This is a genomic window from Streptomyces sp. NPDC039424 (assembly GCF_055639495.1).
The window spans coordinates 598,313-621,640 of the sequence record NZ_JBVKAI010000002.1; the positions used below are offsets into that span (position 1 = coordinate 598,313).

Sequence of the window (23,328 nt, forward strand, 5' to 3'; positions counted from 1 at the left end):
GCGGCTCCTCGCCTACCTCTTGCTGCTGTAGTTCGGCGCCTCGACCGTCATCTGGATGTCGTGCGGGTGGCTCTCCTTCAGACCCGCCGAGGTGATCCGGACGAAGCGGCCGTTGTCCTGGAGGTCCGCAACCGTCCGGCCGCCGACGTAGAACATCGACTGGCGCAGACCGCCGACCAGCTGGTGGACGACCGAGGACAGCGGGCCGCGGTAGGGGACCTGGCCCTCGATGCCCTCGGGGATCAGCTGCTCGTCGGAGGCGACGCCCTCCTGGAAGTAGCGGTCCTTGGAGAACGACCTGCGGTCGCCGCGGGTCTGCATGGCACCCAGCGAGCCCATGCCGCGGTACGACTTGAACTGCTTGCCGTTGATGAACAGCAGCTCGCCCGGCGACTCCTCGCAGCCCGCGAGCAGCGAGCCCAGCATCACCGTGTCGGCGCCGGCGACCAGGGCCTTGGCGATGTCGCCGGAGTACTGCAGACCGCCGTCGCCGATGACCGGGACACCGGCCGCCTTGGCGGCGAGCGCGGCCTCGTAGATGGCGGTGACCTGCGGGACGCCGACGCCGGCGACCACGCGGGTGGTACAGATCGAGCCCGGGCCGACACCGACCTTGATGCCGTCGGCGCCCGCGTCGACGAGGGCCTGGGCACCGTCGCGCGTGGCGATGTTGCCGCCGATGACGTCGACGCCGGAGGAGTTGGACTTGATCTTGGCGATCATGTCGCCGACCAGCCGGGAGTGGCCGTGCGCGGTGTCGACGACGATGAAGTCGACCCCGGCCTCGATCAGGGCCTGGGCGCGCTCGAAGGAGTCCCCGGCGACACCGACCGCGGCGCCGACGAGCAGCCGGCCCTCGGCGTCCTTCGCGGCGTTCGGGTACTTCTCCGCCTTGACGAAGTCCTTGACCGTGATCAGGCCCTTGAGGATGCCCTCGTCGTCGACCAGCGGCAGCTTCTCGATCTTGTGCTTGCGCAGCAGCTCCATGGCCTCGACGCCGGAGATGCCGACCTTGCCGGTGACCAGCGGCATCGGCGTCATGACCTCGCGGACCCGGCGGGAGCGGTCCGTCTCGAAGGCCATGTCACGGTTGGTGACGATGCCGAGCAGCTTCTTGCCCGGGTCGGTGACCGGCACGCCGCTGATGCGGAACTTGGCGCACAGCGCGTCGGCCTCGGCGAGGGTGGCGTCCGGGTGCACCGTGATCGGGTCGGCGACCATGCCGGACTCCGAGCGCTTCACCAGGTCGACCTGGTTGGCCTGGTCCTCGATGGAGAGGTTGCGGTGCAGGACGCCGACGCCGCCCTGGCGGGCCATCGCGATCGCCATGCGCGACTCGGTGACCTTGTCCATGGCGGCGGACAGCAGCGGGATGTTGACCCGCACGTTCTTGGAGACGTACGAGGCGGTGTCGATCTCGTCGGGTGCCATGTCCGACGGGCCCGGCAGCAGCAGCACGTCGTCGTAGGTCAGCCCGAGTGTCGCGAATTTACCGGGCACTCCGTCGACGTTGGCAGTCATGACACCTTCCCCAAATGGCCTTGATCGGTGCGGATGTCCATGCTAACGGGAAGCGCGGGCATCGAATTCCACGATTCCGGGCGGCTGCGGGCTTCGTATGTTCGTACGGAATTCAGCAGCCGCCTGTTCAAAGCAGAGGCGCACCACACGGATTGCCGCCGGACTACTGCTCGGCCAGCGCCCGCAGCCTGCTCAGGGCCCGGTGCTGGGCCACCCGCACCGCCCCGGGTGACATTCCCAACATCTGGCCCGTCTCCTCCGCGGTCAACCCCACCGCGATGCGCAGCAGGAGCAGCTCCCGCTGGTTCTCGGGCAGGTTGGCCAGCAGTTTCTTCGCCCACTCGGCGTCGCTGCTGAGCAGGGCGCGCTCCTCGGGGCCGAGGGAGTCGTCCGGGCGCTCCGGCATCTCGTCCGAGGGGACGGCGGTGGAACCGGGGTGGCGCATCGCGGCGCGCTGGAGGTCGGCGACCTTGTGCGAGGCGATGGCGAAGACGAAGGCCTCGAAGGGCCGGCCGGTGTCCCGGTAGCGCGGCAGGGCGAGGAGGACGGCGACGCAGACCTCCTGCGCGAGGTCCTCGACGAAGTGGCGCGCGTCGCCCGGGAGCCGGGACAGCCGGGTACGGCAGTAGCGCAGCGCCAGGGGGTGGACATGGGCGAGCAGGTCGTGCGTGGCCTGCTCGTCCCCGTCGACGGCGCGATGCACGAGCGCACCGATCGCCCCGTGGGCCGTGCCCGCCTCGTCGTCGCGCATCGGTCCATGGTGCCTTGCGGCCGTCCGGTCCGTCGCATCGTGTCCGTGGTTGTGCACCGAAGCGTTATGAGCAGGTGCGCCGGCACTCATCCCTTGCGCCCTCCCCTTCCGCTCGACCGACTCGTCCCCGAGAGACTCCACATCTCAAGGATGCGGCATCCGCGGCGAAACGAGCAGCGGGCGCTCGACGAGCCGCTTCGCCGGGCGGCCGGGGGGCCGCTCGGCCCCGCCCGCGCTGTGGCGGGCGGGGAGCCCGGGACCGCCCGCACCCCCTGGGGTCCACCGTCCTACCGGACCAGTCCCCACCGGAAGCCGAGCGCCACCGCGTGCGCCCGGTCCGAGGCGCCGAGCTTCTTGAACAGGCGCCGGGCGTGGGTCTTGACGGTGTCCTCGGAGAGGAACAGCTCACGGCCGATCTCGGCGTTGGAGCGGCCGTGGCTCATGCCCTCCAGGACCTGGATCTCGCGCGCGGTGAGGGTGGGCGCGGCGCCCATCTCGGCGGAGCGCAGCCGGCGCGGGGCCAGTCGCCAGGTCGGGTCGGCGAGGGCCTGCGTCACCGTGGCGCGCAACTCCGCGCGGGAGGCGTCCTTGTGCAGGTAGCCCCGGGCGCCGGCGGCGACGGCCAGGGCCACGCCGTCGAGGTCCTCGGCGACGGTGAGCATGATGATGCGTGCGCCCGGGTCGGCGGACAGCAGCCGGCGCACCGTCTCGACGCCGCCCAGTCCGGGCATGCGTACGTCCATCAGAATGAGGTCCGAGCGGTCCGCGCCCCAGCGGCGGAGGACTTCCTCGCCGTTGGCCGCGGTCGTCACGCGCTCGACGCCGGGCACGGTCGCGACCGCGCGGCGCAGCGCCTCTCGGGCAAGCGGGGAGTCGTCGCAGACGAGGACGGATGTCATGGCCGCCCTCCGCAGCTGATGCGCGTCACCTTGAGCCTCCAGGCTGGTACGAAATCGTCACCTGTGCGGTCGACCGTCTCGGACGCCTGCCCGAGCGCTTGTGTTTTCAACCGCCTCCGCACTCTCAACGATGGTCACTCGAAAGAGTTACGGGGCTGCGTGCCATCTTCGGCACTCTACGTGAGGGCGTCGACACGGTGGAGACATGCCCGGCGGACCCTCAACTTTTCATCACAACCCATGCCCCATTTAGCCCTTTTTCTTCCCGTTTTTCGGTGTCTGGAGCTAGATTCGCAATGAGTCATATTTTCATCTCCTTAGACCGGAGATGTACGGTCGTTGGCACCGTATCCGCCCAGAACGGCTACAAGGGGTCACGCAATGGCAGATTTCTCCCGCCTTCCCGGACCGAACGCGGACCTGTGGGACTGGCAGCTCCTGGCTGCGTGCCGCGGGGTGGACAGCTCGCTCTTCTTCCATCCGGAGGGTGAGCGCGGGGCGGCTCGGAGCGCTCGAGAGAACTCGGCCAAGGAGGTCTGCATGAGGTGCCCGGTCCGCGCGCAGTGCGCGGCACACGCCCTGGCGGTACGAGAGCCGTACGGAGTGTGGGGCGGCTTGACCGAGGACGAGCGCGAAGAGCTCATGGGGCGGGCCCGCAACCGGCTGGTGTCGGCATCGTCGACCAGCGGGGACACCGCTTCAAATACCTGAAAGAACGTTTCTGCAATCCATCTCGTCAGCGTCGCGCCGCGCGGGCCAGCTGCTCCAGCGTGGCCGCCACCGCCGGCACCTGGGCCAGGTCGGGCAGGGTGAGGGCGACGATCTCCCGGCGCACCGCCGGTTCCAGGGCGACGGCGCGGGCACCCCTGGGCCGTACGGACTCGATCGCCAGCTGGGGCAGGACGGCGACGCCGAGCCCCGCGCCCACCAGGCCGACCACCGCCGGGTAGTCGTCGGTGGCGAAGTCGATGCGGGGCGTGAAGCCCGCACTCTCACAGACCTCCACCAGCTGACCCCGGCAGCGCGGGCAGCCCGCGATCCACGGCTCCCCGGCCAGCTCGCCGATGGCGACCGACTCCGCGCGCGCGAGGCGGTGCCGTTCGGGCACCAGGCCGACCAGGCGGTCCGTCAGCAGCGGCCGTACGACGAGGTCGTCCCACTCCTCGGCGCCCGTGGCCCCCTCGTACCGGAACGCGAGCGCCACGTCGCAGTCGCCCTCGCGCAGCAGTTCGACGGACTTCGGGGGCTCGGCCTCCTCCAGGGACACCCGGGTGCCGGGGTGGGCGGCGCGCAGGGCGGCGAGGGCGGTGGGGACCAGGGTGGAGCTGCCGCTGGGAAAGGAGACCAGCCGGACCCGGCCCGCCCGCAGCCCGGCGATCGCGGCGACCTCCTCCTCGGCCGCGGTGAGCCCGGCGAGGATCCCGGACGCGTGCCGGACCAGTGCCTCGCCGGCCTGGGTCAGCCGCATCTCGCGGCCGCTGCGGATCAGCAGCGGGGTGCCGACCGAGGACTCCAGGGCCTTCATCTGCTGGCTGACGGCGGGCTGGGTGCAGCCCAGTTCACGCCCCGCCGCCGAGAAGGAACCCGTGGTGGCGACGGCGCGCAGGACGCGGAGATGACGAGCCTCGATCACCCTTAGATCATAAGCCCGCCTTGGGGCCGTCGCCCGATAATGCGTCGACGCTTTGGGGTGCGGTCCCTTACCGTGCGGGCATGAAGCTTCTTTCGGTGAACCTGGGCCGGCCGCGGCCGGTGCCGTACACGGGCCACCCGGACGGTGTGACGGGCATCGACAAACGGCCGGCCGACGGGCCGGTGCGGGTGGCGGCTCCCGGGCCCAAGGGGGTCGGCGGGAGCGGGCTCGCCGGGGACACGGTGTGCGAACTGCGCCACCACGGCGGGAACGACCAGGCGGTGTACGCGTACGCACGCGAGGACCTCGACGCGTGGGAGCGCGAACTGGGGCGGCCGTTGCCGAGCGGCTGCTTCGGCGAGAACCTCACGACCGACGGTCTGGACGTCTCCGGGGCGCTGATCGGCGAGCGCTGGCGGATCGGTTCCCAGCTGATTCTGGAGGTGACCTCGGGCCGGATCCCGTGCCAGACGTTCCAGGGCCACCTGGGCGAACGGGGCTGGGTGAAGAGGTTCACCCGGAAGGGCGCGACGGGTGCCTACCTGCGGGTGATCGAACCGGGTGAGATACGGGCGGGCGATCCGATCGCGATCGTGCACCGGCCGGACCACGAGGTGACGGCGGCGATGCAGTTCCGCGCGGTCACCACGGAGCGGGAACTGCTGCCCCGGTTGCTCGTCGCGGGTGAGGCGCTGCATTCGGAGACGCTGGCGGCGGCCCGCAAGTACGTCGCCGGGCAGAGCCACTGAGGTCCCGTCACGGTCTGCGGACGCCGTCAGTCCGGGTAACTACCCTTGGGCCATGACAACGGCTCTGATTACGGGATCGACCGCGGGCATCGGCGCCGCGTTCGCGCGGCGGCTGGCGGCGGACGGCCATGACCTCGTCCTGGTGGCGCGGGACACCGAACGGCTGCGCGAGCAGGCGACCGAGCTGCACGACCGGCACGGCATCGAGGCGGAGGTGCTCACCGCCGACCTGGCGACGGACTACGGCATCGAGGCGGTGGCCGCCCGGCTGGCCGACCGCAAGAACCCGGTCGACCTGCTGGTCAACAACGCCGGCTTCGGCAACAAGGGCCGCTATCTCGACGTGTCGATGGCCGATGAGCTGAGGATGCTCAAGGTGCACTGCGAGGCGGTGCTGCGGCTGACGTCGGCGGCGGCCGGGGCGATGCGGGAGCGCGGGCGCGGCGGGGTGGTCAACGTGGCCTCGGTGGCGGCCTTCGTGCCGCGCGGCACGTACGGCGCGTCCAAGGCGTGGGTCGTGCAGTTCACGCAGGGCGCGGCGCGGGACCTGGCGGGCAGCGGCGTACGGCTGATGGCGCTGTGCCCCGGTTTCGTGCGCACCGAGTTCCACGAGCGGGCCGGGATGGGCACGGACAACATCCCGAAGTGGATGTGGCTGGACGCGGACAAGCTGGTCGCGGCGGCGCTGGCGGATCTGGCGCGCGGGAAGTCGCTGTCCGTCCCGGATCCGCGCTACAAGGCGCTGATGGGACTGGTGAAGGTGGCGCCGCGCGGGCTGCTGGGCGGAGTCACCTCGAAGACCGGGCGCAAGTACGGGCCCCAGTAGCGGACGGGTGACGCCGCCGTTCCAGTGGGAAAATGGGTGTGACCAGACCGGACCAGGGGGGCCGGAGGCGGCGTCATGACCTTCGTACAGCTCATCGAGTGCAGGACCAGCCGGTTGGACGAGATGAACCGGCTCATGGACGACTGGGTCGAGCAGACCAAGGGCAAGCGGACCGCGACGCACGCGGTGGTCGGCAAGGACCGCTCGGACGCGTCACACATCGTCGAAGTCGTGGAGTTCCCCTCGTACGAGGAGGCGATGCGCAACTCGAACCTCCCGGAGACCGACCGGATCTTCCGGGACATGGTCGCCCTGTGCGACGAGATGCCGACGTTCACCGATCTGGACGTGGTGCGGGACGAGCAGTTGTCGGTGGACATGGTGCGCCGGTTCCTCCAGGCGCTCGCGACCCCGGGCGACCTGCCGCCGCTCAACGACCTGCTCGACGAGGACATCCACAGCCACGATCCCATCAACCCGCAGGACACGATCGGGCTGGACTCCGCCCGGAGCGAGTACCGGATGTGGCGCGGCGCCTTCGACTTCACCTTCACGGTCGAGGACGTGATCGCCCAGGGCGACCAGGCCTGTGCCCGCTGGACGTGGAACGCCACGCACAAGGGTGACTTCCTGGGGATCGCGCCGACGGGTGAGCAGGTCACCATGACAGGGATGACGCTGTTCCGGTTCGGCGACAACGGGAAGATCGCGGAAACCTGGTGGCAGCACGACCAGCTCGGGCTGTTGCAGCAGCTGGGTGCGCTGGACGCGCTGGAGCGGTAGCCCCCGTACGGGCCCGGAGGGGGATCCCTCGGCAGCCCGGACGCGCGGGTGGTCGCGGGTGGCCACCCGCGCGGCCTCTAGCCGCCCTCCCCCACGCTGTTGTCGGGCGCCCCGTCCCCGTACGAGGGAAGGTCGCCGCGGCGTACCGGCTCGGTCGGTGTCGGCGCCGGTGATGGCAGCAGCGCGGCGAGCTCCGCGGCGGAGGGGCGGTGAACGTTGCGGGCCGCCTCGCGCAGGACCTTGCGGGTGACCTTCTCGCCGCTGATGTGCACCATCTGATCCTTCTGCGGCCTCACGCACTCCTCCTGCTTCGGGCAGGCGGCGGTGGTCACCGCGCCCCGGTCGACGTAGAGGTGGAGGATGCCGCCGTCCTTCGACCAGTAGGAGACGGAGAAGCCGTCGTCCCCGTTCACGCCGACGGACTGCTGGGCGGGCGTGAAGCCGGACACCTCGGTGACATAGACGAGTTCGGGCGCGACCCCCAACGCCCGGACGCGGGCGTCGAGTTCGGACGTGTCGGGGGTGGGAGACGGGGAGTCCCCGGCTCCGGTGGCCGCCTTCTCGGTGCCGCAGCCGGTGAGCAGCGCGGGGAGGAGGAGCAACAGCGGCAGGACTCGCGCGGTACGCATCATGCGCCCATCCTGGCGCACAGATGTTCCACAGGGACGCGAAAACCCGGCACCCCCTCAGAGGTGCCGGGCCTTCACTCAGCGCTTACCGACGTACGTCAGTGGGCGTGGCCGTGGCCGTGGCCACCGGCGGCCGGCTCCTCCTCTTCCTTCTTCTCGACGACCAGGGTCTCGGTCGTGAGGAGGAGGGAGGCGATGGAGGCGGCGTTCTCCAGGGCGGAGCGGGTGACCTTCACCGGGTCGATGACGCCGGCCTTGACCAGGTCGCCGTACTCGCCGGTGGCGGCGTTGTAGCCGTTGCCCTTCTCGAGCTCGGCCACCTTGGAGACGATGACGTAGCCCTCGAGGCCGGCGTTCTCGGCGATCCAGCGCAGCGGCTCGACGGCGGCCTTGCGGACGACCGACACACCGGTGGCCTCGTCGCCGGTCTTGTCGAGGTTGCCCTCGAGGACCTTGACGGCGTGGACCAGAGCGGAGCCACCACCGGAGACGATGCCCTCCTCGACCGCGGCGCGGGTCGCGGAGATGGCGTCCTCCAGACGGTGCTTCTTCTCCTTCAGCTCCACCTCGGTGGCGGCGCCGACCTTGATCACGCACACGCCGCCGGCCAGCTTCGCGAGGCGCTCCTGGAGCTTCTCGCGGTCCCAGTCGGAGTCGGTGTTCTCGATCTCGGCCTTGATCTGGGCGACGCGGCCCGTCACGTCTTCCTTGTTGCCGGCGCCGTCGACGATCGTGGTGTCGTCCTTGGTGACGGTGATGCGGCGGGCGGAGCCGAGCACGTCCAGGCCGACCTGGTCGAGCTTGAGGCCGACCTCCTCGGAGATGACGGTGGCGCCGGTGAGGACCGCCATGTCCTGCAGCATCGCCTTGCGGCGGTCGCCGAAACCGGGGGCCTTGACGGCGACGGCGTTGAAGGTGCCGCGGATCTTGTTGACGACCAGGGTCGACAGGGCCTCGCCCTCGACGTCCTCGGCGATGATCAGCAGCGGCCGGGAGGAGTTCGCCTGGATGATCTTCTCGAGCAGCGGGAGCAGCTCGGCGATCGAGGCGATCTTGCCCTGGTTGATGAGGATGTAGGGGTCCTCCAGGACGGCCTCCATGCGCTCCTGGTCCGTCACGAAGTACGGCGACAGGTAGCCCTTGTCGAAGGCCATGCCCTCGGTGAAGTCCAGCTCCAGACCGAAGGTGTTGGACTCCTCGACGGTGATGACACCGTCCTTGCCGACCTTGTCCATCGCCTCGGCGATGAGCTCGCCGACCTGCTGGTCCTGGGCGGACAGCGCGGCGACGGCGGCGATGTCGGACTTCTCGTCGATCGGCCGGGCCGAGGCGAGCAGGTCGTCGGAGACGGCCTTGACCGCGGCGTCGATGCCCTTCTTCAGGGCGGCCGGGGAGGCACCGGCGGCGACGTTCTTCAGGCCCTCGCGTACCAGCGCCTGAGCGAGCACGGTGGCGGTGGTCGTACCGTCACCCGCGATGTCGTTGGTCTTGGTCGCCACCTCCTTCACCAGCTGGGCACCGAGGTTCTCGTACGGGTCCTCGACCTCGACCTCGCGGGCGATGGTGACGCCGTCGTTGGTGATGGTCGGAGCACCGAACTTCTTGTCGATGACGACGTTGCGGCCCTTGGGGCCGATCGTCACCTTGACCGTGTCGGCGAGCTTGTTGACGCCGCGCTCGAGGGCGCGACGGGCGTCCTCGTCGAACTTCAGGATCTTCGCCATGGCAGCGGGAGCCCTCTCGGAAATCTAGGTGAAAAAGAGACTGCGCCCCGGGCGCCCGGCTTGTTATTGGTCGCGGGGGCCAGGGGCGCAGCTCTACAGCAGATGCTTCGGGTGAACTACTTCTCGATGATCGCGAGCACGTCGCGAGCCGAGAGGACGAGGTACTCCTCGCCGTTGTACTTCACCTCGGTGCCGCCGTACTTGCTGTACAGCACGACGTCGCCGACGGAGACGTCGAGCGGAAGACGGTTACCGTCCTCGAAGCGGCCCGGGCCCACGGCCAGGACGACGCCCTCCTGGGGCTTCTCCTTGGCGGTGTCCGGGATGACCAGGCCAGAGGCCGTGGTCTGCTCGGCGTCCAGCGGCTGGACCACGATGCGGTCCTCGAGCGGCTTGATGGCAACCTTGGAGCTGGCGGTCGTCACGATCCGACCTCCCCCTTCGGAGATCTCACGGGGTTAACTGTCTGAGGTGGCGACCAGGTCGATCCGTCGTCGCGGGTGCCGGACCTGCCCGTCGCTTTGTTGGCACTCTCCAGGGGGGAGTGCCAGACCCGAGACTATGACCGCGATTAGCACTCGGTCAAGCGGAGTGCCAATTGCCGTGCGGCGCGTCCGCGGTAATGGTGGTTTTGTCGTGCGTGTGTGCGACGTGCGCGGGGTGCCGGCCGATGCGGACCGGCGCTTGCGAAGTGCCCTCAGAGGTAGTCCTCCAGACGGCCCACCGTCAGCCCCTGGGCCTGAACCCTGCGCAGGAGGCGGGCCGTGCGTTCCTTCAGGGTGGGGCCGGTGGACTCGTCGGCGCCCACCTGGATGATGTCGCCGGGGCGGAGGTGGTGGTCGCCCTCGGTGTAGGTGAGGTCGTCGGCCGTCATGGACACCCGCCACAGGACGACCGCCGAGACCCCGCAGTCGGCGGCGGCGCGCAGCGTGGTGGTGTCGTACGTGCCGTAGGGCGGGCGGAAGAGGCGGGGGCGCACGCCGAAGCGGGACCTGAGCCTCTCCTGCTGGCCGCAGATCTCGGCGCGTTGGCCGGCGTAGGGCAGTCCGGCCATGGCGGGGTGGTCGAGGGTGTGGTTGTGGACGCCGGCGCCGGCGGACCGGAGGCGGGCGAAGTGGCCGTAGCCGGGGCCGGCGACGCTGTCGGTGAGGAACATGCTGACCGGGAGGCGCAGTTCGCGGACCATGTCGACGAAGCGGGGGTCCTTCTCGGCGCCGTCGTCGTAGGTGAGGAAGACGACCTTGTCGCGGGTGGCCACGCGGTCCACGACGGGGGGCAGGGGCGGCCCCTCCGCACGGGGTGCCCGGCGGCGGGCCGGGAGGCGGGCCGGGGGTTTCGGGGCCGGGGCGAGCGGGGCCCGCAGGCCCCAGTGGCGGTAGGCCATGTCACGGGCGGGCGCCTGGTGCCGTACCCGCTGGGCCGCCTTCTCGCCCAGGCGTTCGATGGGGTCGACGGACTGGGCGCAGCCGGTGAGGAGGAGCGCGGTCCCGGTGAGTGCGGCGGCGGTCAGGGCCCGGCGTGGCCGCCCCCGCCGCCTCACAGGTAGTCCTCCAGGCGGGCCACCGCGTATCCCTCGCGGGTGATCTTGTTCAGGAACCGGCGGACCATGTCGGGCATCGTGCCCTGCCAGTCGTCCCGTCCCCGGAAGTGGGAGAGCACGATGTCGCCGGGGCGCAGCCTCTGGTCGTCCTCCCGGTACTCCCAGTGGTCGACGAAGACCTCCTCGTTCCAGATCGGCGCGTATGCGATGCCGCAGGACTTCGCGGCCCGCAGGGTGTCCCCGTTGTAGTTGCCGTAGGGCGGGCGGAAGACGGACGGGCGCTTGCCGAACTGCTCGCGCATGACCCGCTGCATGCCGCAGATCTCGTCCTTCTGCTCCTCGTAGGACAGACCCGGCAGGTAGGGGTGGGTCAGGGTGTGGTTGTTGAGGGTGACGCCCTTGGCCTGCATCCTTCGGAAGTAGCCGTAGTCGTCCTTCACCAGGTAGTTGCTGAGGAAGGCGGTGTACGGGATCTTCAGGTCGCTCATCATGCGCAGGAAGGCCGGGTCCTTCTCGGCGCCGTCGTCGATGGTGAGGAAGACGACCTTCTGTTTGGTCGGGATCGTGGTGAAGACCGGGGGCAGACGCAGTTCCTCCTGCCCGTCGACCTCGAACCCGTCGCGGGGGGTGATCCTCGGCTTGTGGGCGGGCGGCGCCGGGGGTGTGAGCGGCACGCTCTCCAGGCCCCAGCGCCGGGCGGCGGCGACCAGGGCGGCGCGGGAGGCGCCCAGCCGGGAGGCGTAGTTGTCCAGGGCCTCGGCTGGGGTCCGCTGGTGCTGCTGGCCCGGGGCGGGCCGGGCGCCCGGCTCCGGGCCCGGCACCGTACAGCCGGAGACGAGGGCGGTCACGGCGAGTGAGGCGAGGCCGCCCCGGACGGCCGCTCTTCTCCAGCGCGCACCATTTTTGTCATTTTGTACTACTACTCGCATGGTGCCGGATCCTCGCAGAGCCCCGGACCCGACCGGGCCCGACACCGCCACCGGAGGCGAACCATCCACCGACTGGCCCACAATGAGCCGGTGAACGACCAGCTCCCCTTCCACTCCCTGCTCACCCCCGAGGGCCGCGCCCTGCTCGACGCGGTTCGCGGCACCGCCCCGGCCGACGAACTCGCCGTCGCCACCCGGCTGCGCCGCGACCACCCCGCCGACCTGGTCTCGGCCGCCCTCGGCCAGGCCCGGCTGCGGCAGCGGGCGGCGGCGAAGTTCGGGGCCGAGGACGCGGAACGGATGTTCTTCACACCCCACGGGGTCGAGCAGTCGACGCGGACCAGCGTGGCCACGTACCGGGCGGGGCGGCTGAAGGACCTGGGGGTGACGTCCGTGGCCGATCTGTGCTGCGGGATCGGCGGCGACGCGATCGCCCTCGCCCGCGCCGGGATCCGCGTCCTCGCCGTCGACCGCGACCCGCTGACGGCGGCGGTGGCGCGGGCCAACGCGGAGGAGCTGGGGCTGGGCGAGCTGATCGAGGTGCGGGAGGCGGACGTGACGGAGGTGGACACCTCCTCGTACGACGCCGTGTTCGTGGACCCCGCCAGGCGAGGCGGGCGGGGCCGGATCTTCGATCCGGAGGCGTACTCGCCGCCGTTGTCGTGGGCGGTGGGAGCGGCGACCGGGGCCCGGTGCGCCGCGTTGAAGATCGCGCCCGGTATTCCCCACGAGGCGATCCCGGACGAGGCCGAGGCCGAGTGGATCTCCGACGCCGGCGATGTGAAAGAGGCCGTGCTGTGGTTCGGGACCGGGGCCCGGCCGGGCGCCGTACGGGCCACGCTGCTGCCGGGGCCGCGGTCTCTTCAGGGCCGAGGGCTCCCCGATCCCGGAGTACGCGCCGTCGGACGGTACTTGTACGAACCCGACGGCGCCGTCATCCGGGCGCATCTGGTCGCCGAGGTCGCCGAGTCGCTCGACGGCGGGCTCGTCGACGAGACCATCGCGTACATCACGGCGGACGGGCTGCGGCCGACGCCGTACGCGACCGCGTACGAGATCACCGACCGACTCCCCTTCAACGTGAAGAGGTTGAAGGCGCTGCTGCGGGAGCGGGAGGTCGGGATCCTGACCGTGAAGAAGCGGGGGTCGGCGGTGGAGCCGGAGGAGTTGCGGCGCAAGGTCAAGCCGCAGGGGCCCAACTCGGCGACCGTGTTCCTCACACGCGTCGCGGGTGCCCCGACGATGCTGCTCGGGGCACCCGCGAACGGCTGAGCGCCTACTGCGTGGCCGTGGCCCGCAGCGCGGACAGGTCCGGCTCCGTGGCCGCCGGGCCCTTCGGGGCCGCGGCACCGGACGCGGGCCGCGTCGCGTACGAACTCGCGGCGGGCGCCAGGCCGTTGTAGTACGGCGTGTACGTCCACTGGCCGCTGCTCGCGCTGATCGCCGTGCCCGCCGAGTCCAGCGCCGTGGCCGACACCGAGCCGGTGCCGCCGAAGACGGCCAGACCGTTGACGTTCGCGGCCTCCTTGACCAGGTACGACTTGGTGTCGGAGGAGAGGGTGTCGCTGTCGGTCCACAGCAGCGGGGCGAAGACGTTCATCGCCGCGGCGGCCGAGGTGCCGCCGCGCCAGCTGTCCACGTCGGCCAGGGCGGCATTGCTCGGACCGCCCCACCAGAAGCGTGCGAGGGCCGCGGCGGTGCCCTCGTTGGTGCTCGCCGTGATCGGGTAGTAGGTGTACTTCGACGGCCAGTGGGAGAACGACGTGTGCGTCAGCGCGTACTTCGCCGAGCCGCCGACCGGGATCATGTACGTGTCGCGCGGGTCGAGGCCGTTGAGGTACGACTTCACCGACGAGGTCAGCGTGTTGCCGTCGTTGAGCACGACGACCGCCTTGCCGCTGGTCCCGTCCGCGCCCGCGGCCGACGCGGCGGCGAGCGCCGAGTGGTAGTCGTTGCCGGTGGCGAGGAAGACGTAGTCCGGCGCGCTGGTGATCGACTTGGCGACGGCGACCGAGGTCGAGTAGCGGGAGGTGCCGGCCAGCCGCTTCGGGGTGAAGCCGAGCGAGGAGACCTTCGAGGCGACGGCGCTGCTCAGGATCGACGTACCGCCGATGAGATAGACGCTCGCGCCGGGCTTGAGGACCCGCCTGAGCTCGGTCTGCACGGCGGCCGACAGCGAGCTGCCCGAGGTCATCAGGACCGGGCCGTGCTTCTTGCCCGCGAGGGCGGGGGACGTCAGCGCGTACGCCTCGCTGTCCTTGGAGACCAGCACCGCGGACGAGGCGTTCATCAGGCCCGGCTCGCTCTGGCCGACGGTGTTCCAGGTCCAGCGGGACGCGGCGATGTTGGTGCCGTAGACGTCGGCGCCCCAGACCCGGCCGACGGCGTTCTTGCGCAGCGGCTGCCAGGCGGGCGAACGGCCGCCGTACGGGAACGGGCTGCCCGCGGTCACGGAGTCCGCGGTGACCGTCAGCACCTCCAGGGCGTCCATGCAGCAGTGGTCGTCGCCCACGGGCCCGGTGTAGTGCCCGGTGTAGTGGACGACCAGCCGGTCGCTCGCGGGCGCCCACGAGGGGGACGCGTAGTCGCCGGTGCTGTCGGTGAGGCGGCGCTCTCCGGTGCCGTCGGTGTTGACGGAGAACAGCTGGGCGTGGCCGTCGACGGTGCGGACGAAGGCGACCTTGGTGCCGTCCGGCGAGAGCGCGGGGGCGCCGCCGTCGGCGGTCAGCGTCTTCTGCGTGCCCGTGGCGGCGTCGTAGAGGACGACGGACGGCGTCTTGACGCTGCACGACCCGCCGTTGCGCTGGAAGGCCACGAGCCGGCCGACCGCGGCGGCGCTCGGCAGGGTGTCGCAGCCGCCCCCGGTGGAGAACACGGCGGTGGCCGTACCGCCGTCGGAGGGGACGGAGTAGAGCTTCTTGACCGCGGAGAAGACGATCCCGGCACCGGTGTTCCAGTACGTCGGGTGCGACGGCGAGCGGCCGTTGTAGACACCGTCGTAGACCGTGGTCGGGCTGCCGCCCGTGACGCTCACGGTGCGCAGGAGCCCGGCCTCCTCGAAGGCCACCCGGCTGCCGTCGGGCGACCACGCGGGGGTCTCCGCGTCGGAGCCGCCGTAGACGTACTTGCCGCCCGCCCCGGTGGAGTCGACCAGGGTGATGCCGTCGTTGATGACGGCGATACCGCCGTCCGTGGCCGGCCAGCCGCTGACGTCGGCCGACGCCGTCGGGGCCAGCGCGGTCGCGGTGCCGGCGGCGAGGGCGGTGGCGGCGGTGAGCGCGACGAGTCTGCGACGCGCGGCAGATCTGGCAGATGGCAAGGAAGTACCCCCCACGGGTGGAAAAAAAGGATGTGCCGCCGGGCCGTGCGCACGCCAGGGGGCGCCGGGGCGGAGACAAGATGCCCCGCCCATGCACAGCAGCGGCGCAACTGTAAGCCCTCCCTGGTCAGGAAGGGAATGGAGGGCGGCAGGGAGGGTCGAGCTCGCGCACCCGGGTGGCCAGCAGCTGCCGCTCCCGCGCGTTGCGGGTGAGCGCGGCGGCCCGTACGAACTCCGCGCGCGCCTCCGCCCCGCGCCCGAGGCGGGCCAGCAGGTCGCCGCGGACGCTGGGCAGCAGGTGGTAGTCGCGCAGGGCGGGCTCGGCCGCGAGGGCGTCGACGATCGCGAGGGCGGGCCCCGGGCCCTCGGCCATGGAGACGGCGACCGCGCGGTTGAGTTCGACGACCGGGGACGGGGCGCGGACGGCGAGCAGGCCGTAGAGGGTCGCGATGGCCGCCCAGTCGGTCTCCTCGTAGGCGTACGCGTGGGCGTGGCAGGCGGCGATCGCGGCCTGGAGGGCGTACGGGCCGGGGGCGCCGGTCGAGGTGGCCTCGGCGCGGCCGAGGGCCGTGATGCCGCGGGCGATGAGCATGCGGTTCCAGCGGCGGCGGTTCTGGTCCTTGAGGCGGACGGGCGCGCCGTCGGGGCCGGTGCGGGCGGCGGCCCGGGAGGTCTGGAACTCCAGGAGGGCGGTCAGCGCGTGCACCTCGGGTTCCTTGGGCATCAGCGCGGACAGCACGCGGGCCAGCCGCAGGGCGTCCTCGCACAGGGCGGGGCGCAGCCAGTCGTCCCCGGCCGTGGCCGCGTAACCCTCGTTGTAGACCAGGTAGATGACGTCGAGGACGGAGCCGAGGCGGGCCTCGCGGTCGGGGCCGTACGGGACCTCGAAGGCGACGTTCCGCTTCGCCAGGGTCCGCTTGGCGCGGACGATCCGCTGGGCGATCGTCGGCTCCGGCACGAGGAACGCGCGGGCGATCTCCGCCGTGGTCAGGCCGCCCAGCAGACGCAGTGTGAGCGCGGTGCGGGCCTCGGGGGACAGCACCGGGTGACAGGCGGTGAAGACCAGGCGGAGCAGGTCGTCGTCGATGTCGTCGGGGTCGGCCGGTTCCGGCGGCGGGGCCGTGGTCTCCAGGTCGCGGCCGATCTCCGCGAGCTTGCGGGCGTACCGCTCCCGGCGGCGGACCAGGTCGACGGCGCGGTGCCGGGCGGTGGCCGTGAGCCAGGCGCCCGGGTTGTCCGGCACACCGTCCCGGGGCCACCGTTCCAAGGCCGCGACCAGCGCGTCCTGGGCCAGTTCCTCGGCGATGCCGACGTCCCGGACGATCCGGGCGACACCGGCGATGACGCGGGGGAACTCCAGGCGGAAGACGGTCTCGATGGCCTGTGCGGCGGCGCCGGAGGATGCCGCGGTGGGCTGCTGTTCCACAACCCACCATGCAACACCCCTGTCCGGCGCCCGCCAAACGGAGGCGGGGAAGGCTCAGCTCTCCGCGATCTCCCGCACCTCGCAGGCCACCGTCCAGTGCTCCTCGTGGGTCTTCAGGAACCGCTTGGTCCACTCCACGGCCTCGGCCATGTCCTTGCACTGCATGAGCGCGTAGCCGCCGACGACCTCCTTGGACTCGGTGAACGGCCCGTCCGTGACGGAGATCTTCCCGCCCTCCCAGCGGACCGTGGTGCCCTGCGCGGAGGGCAGCAGCCCGGCGGTGTCGAGCATCACGCCGGCCTTGGTGATCTCCTCGATCAGCTCGCCCATCCGCTGCATCAGCTCCGGGCTGGGGCCCTCGGCGGGGGCGGTGGCCTCGTCGATCCGTACGAGCGACAGGTAGCGGGGCATGGTGACTCCTTCGGCCGGACGGCGGGGGCTCTCCCCGCCTTCTCACCCATGCGTCGAACGGGAGACACCCGCATCGACACGCTCCCCGGAATTCCCCGAAGTTTTTTCCGGGGGCGCGAAAGTTGCCGTCAGCGCAGCGACTTCCACAGCGTGCTCGCCGCCGGTTCCTCGGCGACGACCCGGTTGGGGTCGGACGGGGCCGTCACCACCGGCATGGTCACCGTCTGCACACGGTCGGAGGACAGGCTCTTCAGGCTCTGGCCCAGGCGCATCAGCTCGCCGAGGGAGTCGAGGCCGGTGTCGGTGGTCAGGCTGCCGGTGACGGCGTCGGCGACCTGGTAGAGCTTGGTGGGGTCGGTCAGGAGGTCCGTGGAGGCGACCTGCTCCAGCAGGGCCTTCACCAGTTTCTGCTGGAGGCCTATGCGGCCGAGGTCGCTGCCGTCGCCTATGCCGTGCCGGGTGCGGGCCAGGGCCAGGGCTCGCGTGCCGTTCAGGTGGTGGGTGCCGGCCTCGAGGTGGAGGTGGCTCTTGTCGTCGTCGATGTCCTCGTCGGTGGTGACGGTGACCCCGCCGAGGGCGTTCACCAGCTTCGCGAAGCCGGAGAAGTCGATCTCGATGTAGTGGTCCATGCGGACGCCGGTGACCGACTCGACCGTCTTCACCGCGCACACCGGCCCGCCCACCGAGTACGCGCTGTTGAACATGGCGTTGTACGCCACCGCCGTCGAGCCGCCCGAGGACAGCGGGCAGGACGGGCGCGTGACCAGCGTGTCGCGCGGGATGCTGACGACGGTGGCCTCGGTGCGGCCCGCGTCGATGTGCACGACCATCGCCGTGTCGGAACGGGCGCCGGAGCTGTCGCCGCCGCCGAGCTCCTTGTTCGCCTTGCCGCTGCGCGAGTCGGAGCCGAGGACGAGGATGTTCAGGGCCTCGGTCGGCAGCGGGGACGCGGACGCCGAGGCGGCGGACGGGGTGGTGACCGCCTTGGCCGGGCGGTCGTCGCCGAGCGCGCTGTTGATGTCGACGCTTCGGATGTTGTTGTTCAGGTGCCGGTACGCCCAGCCCGCCGCCGCGCCACCCAGTACCAGCGCGCCCGCGAGGCTGAGGCCGGCGGCCTTCATCACTGTCGACCGTCGGCCGACGCGTCTGCCCTCGTCGCCGTTCTCGTCATGTCCCGTCACGGGCAGGAAACGTAAGTGCGAATTATTAGGAGACTGTTAGCGGAAGCCGTGAGAGCCGTTTTTCTTGGGAGATTCTCATCCCAGCGTCACCGTGGGCACCGGGTTGCTCCCGCTCCAGGACGCGTTGAACCCGAAGGTCACCGAGCCGCCGTCCGGAACCGACCCGTTGTACGAGGCGTTCGCGCATGTCACCGCCGCGCCCGACTGGGTGCAGCCGGCGTTCCAGGCCTGTGTGATCCGCTGGCCCGCGCCGTAGGTCCAGCTCGCCTTCCAGGAGGACAGCGAGGCGCCGGAGCAGACGATCTTCACCTGCCCGGTGAAGCCGGTGCTCCACTGGCTGGTGACGCTGTACGTCGCCGTGCAGGCGCCCGTCGGCGGCGGGGTGCCCGTACCGCCGCCGAGCGCCTCGGCGATGGAGTAGTAGGCGGGCTTGGGGCCGTAGTTCTCGTCGTACGGCGTCGCCGCCCCGTAGCCCGGGAAGGTGCTCGGCACCCAGGAGTCGGAGTCGGCGAAGCCCCAGACGGTGACGTTGACGCAGCGGGTGACCGCCGCGCAGGCGGCGACGACCGACTTGAAGTCGGCGGCCTGCTGGGCGAGTTTCGCGCTGTCGGCGGGCAGCGCCATCCGTACGTCCAGTTCGGTGATCGCCACGTCCACGCCCAGGTCGGCGAAGCGCTGGATGTTCTGCTGGAGGGTGGACGGGACCTGGCCGAGGATCAGGTGGGCCTGGAGACCGACGCCGTCGATCGGGACACCCTGCTGCTTCAGGGACTTGACCAGGTTGTACAGGGCGGTGGACTTCGCGTTGACGCCCTCGACGTTGTAGTCGTTGATGTACAGCTTGGCGTTCGGGTCGGCCGCGCGCGCCCAGGTCAGGGCATTGGCGATATAGCCGGAGCCGAGGCCGTTGTACCAGAGGGTGGAGCGGTAGCTGCCGTCCTCGTTGAAGGGCTCGTTGACCACGTCCCAGGCCGCGATCTTGCCCTTGTACCGGCCCACCTCGGTGCTGATGTGGTTCTGCAGCAGGCTGCTGAGCTGGGCGGACGTCCAGCTGCCGTTCGTCAGCCAGCTCGGGTTCTGGCTGTGCCAGACCAGCGTGTGGCCCCGCACCTGCTGGTTGTGGGCCTGCGCGAAAGCCACGATCTGGTCGGCCTCGGTCCAGTTGAAGCCGCCCTGGGTGGGCTCGACCGAGCCCCACTTCATGGCGTTGCCCGGGGTGAGCGAGTTGAACTGCGACCCCGCGATGTCGCCGTACGTGCCGGTGAGCTTGGAGCCGGTGACCGCGGTACCGATGACCTTGCCCTTGGCCGCCGCGAGGTCCCGCAACGGGGTGTCAGCGGCGTGCGCGGCGGGTGCCGCGGCCAGCAGGGCGCCGAGCGTCGCGACGCCCGTCAGGAACGACGCGAGGGACAAGCCTTTTCTCAGAGATCGCATGCGGGTGCCTCCGAAAGTTTCGGTTGAACAACCGATTGGCTTCGGAGCAGTGTGGGGGCCCACGGAATCCCCGTCAATACAGGACCGCCACCACCCCACTAAACCGCCGAAGGTGCCGCCGTACTGCTGCGCACCACCAGGCTGGTCGCCAGCTCCACCCGGGTCGCCGCCGTACCGGCGTCCTCGCGCCCCAGGTCCAGCACCAGCTTGGCCGCGGCCTCGGCCATCTCGGTCAGCGGCTGCCGTACGGTCGTCAGCGGCGGCCCCACCCAGCGGGCCACCGGCAGATCGTCGAAGCCGACCACGCTGAGGTCCTCCGGGATGCGCAGCCCCAGCTCACGGGCGGCCTCGTACAGTCCGAGCGCCTGGAGGTCGTTGCCCGCGAAGACGGCGGTGGGCCGGTCGGGGCGGCGCAGCAGCTCCAGGCCCAGCCGGTAGCCGGCCTCGTGGTGGAAGTCCCCGGCCTTGATCAGCTGCTGGTCGACCGGCACTCCCGCGGTCTCCAGGGCGGCCCGGTAGCCGTCGACGCGGGCGCGGCTGCACATCATCCGGGAGGGGCCGCTGATCGCGCCGATGCGGGTGTGGCCCAGCTCGACGAGGTGGCGGGTGGCGGCGAGGCCGCCCTGCCAGTTGGTGGCGCCGATCGAGGGCACGTCGGCGCCCGGGTCGCCGGCCGGGTCCATCACCACGAACGGGATGGATCTGCTGGTCAGCAGCGCGCGCTGGGACTCGTCCAGCCCGGAGAGCACCAGGATCACGCCGTGCGGGCGGCGGGCGGCGACCTGGTCGGCCCAGGTCCGGCCGGGGGTGAGCCGTCCCGCGCTCTCGCTCAGCACCACGCTCAGGCCCGCGTCCCGGGCCACGTTCTCCACGCCCCGGATGACCTCCATCGCCCAGGCGCTCTCCAGCTCGTGGAAGACCAGGTCGATCAGGGGGGAACGGGAGGCCTCGGCGCGGCGGCGGCGGTAGCCGTAGGCGCGCAGGAGTTCCTCGACACGGGTGCGGGTGGCGGGGGCGACGTCGGCGCGGCCGTTGAGCACCTTCGAAACAGTCGGAGCGGAGACGCCGGCCTGACGAGCGATTTCGGCGAGGGTGGCGGTCTGCGTTCCTGCGGGCTTCGGAGGCTTCATGCCGGCGATCGTAATCCCTGCGCGCCCCCTTGACGAAGACCTTCGCCCGCCATAGGTTCCCGGAACATTCGGCATTATCTTCGAAACATTCGTGAACACCGTGAAGCTCCGTGAGCAGAGACGGGAGTTATATGACAACCGCTCCTTGGCGCGACTCCGCCCTGCCCGCCGCCGCCCGCGTCGACGACCTGCTCGCGAGGATGACCCTGGAGGAAAAGGCCGCCCAGCTCTACGGGGTGTGGGTGGGCGCCGCCACGGACGGCGAGGGCGTCGCCCCGCTCCAGCGCGAGATGACCGCCGACTACGACTGGGACGAGCTGATCACGCTCGGCCTCGGCCAGCTGACCCGCTCCTTCGGCACCGCCCCCGTGGACCCGGCGCTCGGCGCGCAGGCCCTGGCCCGCGCCCAGCGCCGGATCGCCGGGGCGGGCCGCTTCGGCATCCCGGCGGTCGCCCACGAGGAGTGCCTGGCGGGCTTCACCGCCTGGGGTGCGACGGCGTACCCGGTCCCGCTGGCCTGGGGCGCCACCTTCGACCCGGCGCTGGTCGAGGAGCTGGGCCGGCGCATCGGCCGCGACCTGCGCTCGGCCGGCGTCCACCAGGGCCTCGCCCCCGTGCTGGACGTCGTACGGGATCCGCGCTGGGGCCGGGTGGAGGAGACGATCGGCGAGGACCCCTACCTGGTCGGCACGATCGGCACGGCGTACGTACGGGGCCTGGAGTCGGCCGGGGTCATCGCCACGCTCAAGCACTTCGCCGGGTACGCGTCCTCGGCGGGCGCGCGGAACCAGGCCCCCGTCCGGGCGGGCGTCCGGGAGCTCGCGGACGTCACCCTCCCGCCCTTCGAGATGGCGCTGCGCGAGGGCGGGGCACGCTCGGTGATGGCGGCGTACACCGAGATGGACGGCGTCCCCGCGTCGGCGGACCCGGGGCTGCTGACCGAACTCCTGCGCGAGGAGTGGGGGTTCACGGGGACGGTGGTCGCCGACTACTTCGGCATCGGCTTCCTGCAGACCCTGCACCGGGTCGCGGAGTCCGAGGCCCGGGCGGCGCACCTGGCCCTGGAGGCGGGCATCGACGTCGAACTGCCGACCCTGAAGTGCTACGGGAAACCGCTGGTGGCGGCGGTACGGGAGGGCAGCATCCCGGAGTCGCTGGTGGACCGGGCCGCCCGCCGCGTCCTCCTCCAGAAGTGCGAACTGGGTCTGCTCGACGCGGACTGGCAGCCGGAGCCGTCCGGCCCGATCGACCTGGACTCGGCCGCGAACCGGGCGCTGGCCCGCCGTCTGGCCCAGGAGTCGGTGGTGCTGCTGGACAACCCCGAGGGGCTGCTGCCGCTGGCCCCCGACACCCGGATCGCGGTGGTCGGCCCGCGCGCGGCCGACGCGCTGGCGATGCTCGGCTGCTACTCCTTCCCGTCCCATGTCCTCACCCACCACCCCGAGGTGCCGCTCGGGGTGGAGATCCCGGCCGTGCTGGAGGCCCTGCGCGCCGAACTGCCGGACGCGAAGGTGACCTTCGCCGAGGGCTGCGGGGTGTCCGACCCCGACTCGTCCGGCTTCGAGGAGGCGGTGGCCAGGGCGGCGGAGGCGGACGTCTGCGTCGCGGTGCTCGGCGACCGGGCCGGGCTGTTCGGCCGGGGCACCTCGGGCGAGGGCTGCGACGTGACGGACCTCGAACTGCCCGGTGTCCAGGGCGAGTTGCTCGACACCCTGCTGAGTACGGGTGTCCCGGTAATCCTGGTGCTGCTCACCGGCCGCCCGTACGCGCTGGGGCGCTGGCACGGCCGGCTCGGGGCGGTGGTGCAGACCTTCTTCCCGGGCGAGGAGGGCGGTCCGGCGGTGGCGGGCGTGCTGTCGGGCCGGGTGAACCCGTCCGGCCGCCTCCCGGTGAGCGTCCCGAGGGTCCCCGGCGGCCAGCCGTGGACGTACCTCCAGCCGCCGCTGGGTCTGGCGGGCGATGTCAGCAACCTCGACCCGACGCCGTTGTACCCCTTCGGGCACGGGCGCTCGTACACGACGTTCGCCTGGGAGGACTTCGAAGGACCGGAGGCGGAGATCCCGACGGACGGCTCGTACGACCTCTCGGTGACCGTCCGCAACACCGGCGACCGGGAGGGCGCGGAGGTCGTACAGCTGTACCTGCACGACCCGGTGGCGAGCGTGACCCGCCCGGACGTCCGGCTGATCGGCTACCGGCGCCTGGAGCTGGCCCCCGGTGAGGCCCGCCGCGTCACCTTCCGCTTCCACGCCGACCTGTCGGCTTTCACCGGCCGTTCGGGCGCACGGGTGGTCGAGCCGGGCATGCTGGAACTACGGCTGGCCACATCCAGCGCCGAGGCCCGGCACACCGCGCGGCTGACACTGACGGGGCCGGTACGGCCCGTGGGCGCGGACCGGCGGCTGCGGTGCGAGACGGAGGTGTCGGGGGCGGGGTGAGCCTC

General features: G+C 71.4%; 21 protein-coding genes. 6 read left to right on the forward strand and 15 right to left on the reverse strand.

All coding sequences use genetic code 11. The annotated features are described in order from the left end of the window. Positions 1 to 12: 12 nt before the first annotated feature. From guaB to ACZ7L0_RS07560, 3 genes are all read right to left on the reverse strand, one after another. Positions 13 to 1,521 carry an IMP dehydrogenase gene (gene guaB / locus ACZ7L0_RS07550; protein ID WP_471241487.1) on the reverse strand — a complete coding sequence of 503 codons (1,509 nt, stop codon included), beginning with the start codon at positions 1,519 to 1,521 and terminating at the stop codon, positions 13 to 15. A 163-nt stretch (positions 1,522 to 1,684) separates the two neighbouring features. After that, entirely contained in the window at positions 1,685 to 2,272 is a 588-nt protein-coding gene (locus ACZ7L0_RS07555) for a sigma-70 family RNA polymerase sigma factor (protein ID WP_030641278.1), read from the reverse strand. A 287-nt stretch (positions 2,273 to 2,559) separates the two neighbouring features. Beyond that, a complete protein-coding gene (locus ACZ7L0_RS07560) occupies positions 2,560 to 3,171 on the reverse strand; it encodes a response regulator transcription factor (protein WP_003948568.1) in 612 nt (203 codons plus the stop codon). Between the two features lie 381 nt (positions 3,172 to 3,552). Here ACZ7L0_RS07560 and ACZ7L0_RS07565 point away from each other — a divergent pair, with 381 nt between their 5' ends. Beyond that, entirely contained in the window at positions 3,553 to 3,882 is a 330-nt protein-coding gene (locus tag ACZ7L0_RS07565; protein WP_471241488.1) for a WhiB family transcriptional regulator, read from the forward strand. Positions 3,883 to 3,907: 25 nt separating this feature from the next. On the opposite strand, the gene ACZ7L0_RS07570 is transcribed toward ACZ7L0_RS07565, so the two are convergent. Next, positions 3,908 to 4,804, reverse strand: a complete 897-nt coding sequence (locus ACZ7L0_RS07570; RefSeq protein ID WP_471241489.1) for a LysR family transcriptional regulator — start codon at positions 4,802 to 4,804, stop codon at positions 3,908 to 3,910. 80 nt (positions 4,805 to 4,884) lie between these two features. On the opposite strand from ACZ7L0_RS07570, the gene ACZ7L0_RS07575 reads away from it, so the two are divergent. From ACZ7L0_RS07575 to ACZ7L0_RS07585, 3 genes are all read left to right on the forward strand, one after another. Beyond that, positions 4,885 to 5,553, forward strand: a complete 669-nt coding sequence (locus tag ACZ7L0_RS07575; RefSeq protein WP_471241490.1) for an MOSC domain-containing protein — start codon at positions 4,885 to 4,887, stop codon at positions 5,551 to 5,553. Positions 5,554 to 5,605: 52 nt separating this feature from the next. Further along, entirely contained in the window at positions 5,606 to 6,379 is a 774-nt protein-coding gene (locus ACZ7L0_RS07580; RefSeq protein ID WP_471241491.1) for an SDR family NAD(P)-dependent oxidoreductase, read from the forward strand. A 75-nt stretch (positions 6,380 to 6,454) separates the two neighbouring features. Then, entirely contained in the window at positions 6,455 to 7,162 is a 708-nt protein-coding gene (locus tag ACZ7L0_RS07585) for an ester cyclase (protein WP_471241492.1), read from the forward strand. A gap of 77 nt (positions 7,163 to 7,239) precedes the next feature. On the opposite strand, the gene ACZ7L0_RS07590 is transcribed toward ACZ7L0_RS07585, so the two are convergent. The 5 genes from ACZ7L0_RS07590 to ACZ7L0_RS07610 form a co-directional block, all read right to left on the reverse strand. Next, positions 7,240 to 7,794 carry a membrane lipoprotein gene (locus ACZ7L0_RS07590; protein WP_471241493.1) on the reverse strand — a complete coding sequence of 185 codons (555 nt, stop codon included), beginning with the start codon at positions 7,792 to 7,794 and terminating at the stop codon, positions 7,240 to 7,242. Between the two features lie 95 nt (positions 7,795 to 7,889). After that, positions 7,890 to 9,515 (reverse strand): chaperonin GroEL, encoded by a 1,626-nt coding sequence (gene groL / locus ACZ7L0_RS07595; RefSeq protein ID WP_471241494.1) that lies wholly within the window; start codon positions 9,513 to 9,515, stop codon positions 7,890 to 7,892. 116 nt (positions 9,516 to 9,631) lie between these two features. Beyond that, positions 9,632 to 9,940, reverse strand: coding sequence for a co-chaperone GroES (gene groES, locus ACZ7L0_RS07600; protein WP_014178834.1), 309 nt, complete (start codon positions 9,938 to 9,940; stop codon positions 9,632 to 9,634). A 272-nt stretch (positions 9,941 to 10,212) separates the two neighbouring features. Further along, positions 10,213 to 11,055, reverse strand: coding sequence for a polysaccharide deacetylase family protein (locus ACZ7L0_RS07605; RefSeq protein WP_471241495.1), 843 nt, complete (start codon positions 11,053 to 11,055; stop codon positions 10,213 to 10,215). Then, positions 11,052 to 11,984 (reverse strand): polysaccharide deacetylase family protein, encoded by a 933-nt coding sequence (locus ACZ7L0_RS07610; protein WP_471241496.1) that lies wholly within the window; start codon positions 11,982 to 11,984, stop codon positions 11,052 to 11,054. The genes ACZ7L0_RS07605 and ACZ7L0_RS07610 overlap by 4 nt, the downstream gene beginning before the upstream one ends. A gap of 90 nt (positions 11,985 to 12,074) precedes the next feature. Here ACZ7L0_RS07610 and ACZ7L0_RS07615 point away from each other — a divergent pair, with 90 nt between their 5' ends. After that, the gene (locus tag ACZ7L0_RS07615; RefSeq protein ID WP_471241497.1) at positions 12,075 to 13,256 is read left to right on the forward strand and encodes a class I SAM-dependent methyltransferase; all 1,182 of its coding nucleotides are present in this window, start codon (positions 12,075 to 12,077) and stop codon (positions 13,254 to 13,256) included. 4 nt (positions 13,257 to 13,260) lie between these two features. Here the strand turns inward: ACZ7L0_RS07615 and ACZ7L0_RS07620 are convergent, their stop codons facing one another. The 6 genes from ACZ7L0_RS07620 to ACZ7L0_RS07645 all read right to left on the reverse strand — a co-directional run bounded on the left by ACZ7L0_RS07620 (position 13,261) and on the right by ACZ7L0_RS07645 (position 20,885). Next, entirely contained in the window at positions 13,261 to 15,303 is a 2,043-nt protein-coding gene (locus ACZ7L0_RS07620; RefSeq protein ID WP_471241498.1) for a cell wall-binding repeat-containing protein, read from the reverse strand. 127 nt (positions 15,304 to 15,430) lie between these two features. Then, the gene (locus tag ACZ7L0_RS07625; protein WP_471241499.1) at positions 15,431 to 16,729 is read right to left on the reverse strand and encodes an RNA polymerase sigma factor; all 1,299 of its coding nucleotides are present in this window, start codon (positions 16,727 to 16,729) and stop codon (positions 15,431 to 15,433) included. 54 nt (positions 16,730 to 16,783) lie between these two features. Next, positions 16,784 to 17,140, reverse strand: a complete 357-nt coding sequence (locus ACZ7L0_RS07630; RefSeq protein ID WP_471241500.1) for a YciI family protein — start codon at positions 17,138 to 17,140, stop codon at positions 16,784 to 16,786. A 128-nt stretch (positions 17,141 to 17,268) separates the two neighbouring features. After that, complete coding sequence (locus ACZ7L0_RS07635; RefSeq protein WP_471241501.1) at positions 17,269 to 18,321, reverse strand: LCP family protein; 1,053 nt, start codon at positions 18,319 to 18,321, stop codon at positions 17,269 to 17,271. A gap of 75 nt (positions 18,322 to 18,396) precedes the next feature. Further along, positions 18,397 to 19,755 (reverse strand): glycoside hydrolase family 10 protein, encoded by a 1,359-nt coding sequence (locus ACZ7L0_RS07640; protein ID WP_471241502.1) that lies wholly within the window; start codon positions 19,753 to 19,755, stop codon positions 18,397 to 18,399. 98 nt (positions 19,756 to 19,853) lie between these two features. Further along, on the reverse strand, positions 19,854 to 20,885 hold the full coding sequence (locus ACZ7L0_RS07645) for a LacI family DNA-binding transcriptional regulator (RefSeq protein ID WP_471241503.1): 1,032 nt from the start codon (positions 20,883 to 20,885) through the stop codon (positions 19,854 to 19,856). Positions 20,886 to 21,016: 131 nt separating this feature from the next. Between ACZ7L0_RS07645 and ACZ7L0_RS07650 the strand changes: the two genes are divergently transcribed. Continuing rightward, on the forward strand, positions 21,017 to 23,323 hold the full coding sequence (locus tag ACZ7L0_RS07650; protein WP_471241504.1) for a beta-xylosidase/alpha-l-arabinosidase: 2,307 nt from the start codon (positions 21,017 to 21,019) through the stop codon (positions 23,321 to 23,323). Positions 23,324 to 23,328 lie beyond the last annotated feature (5 nt).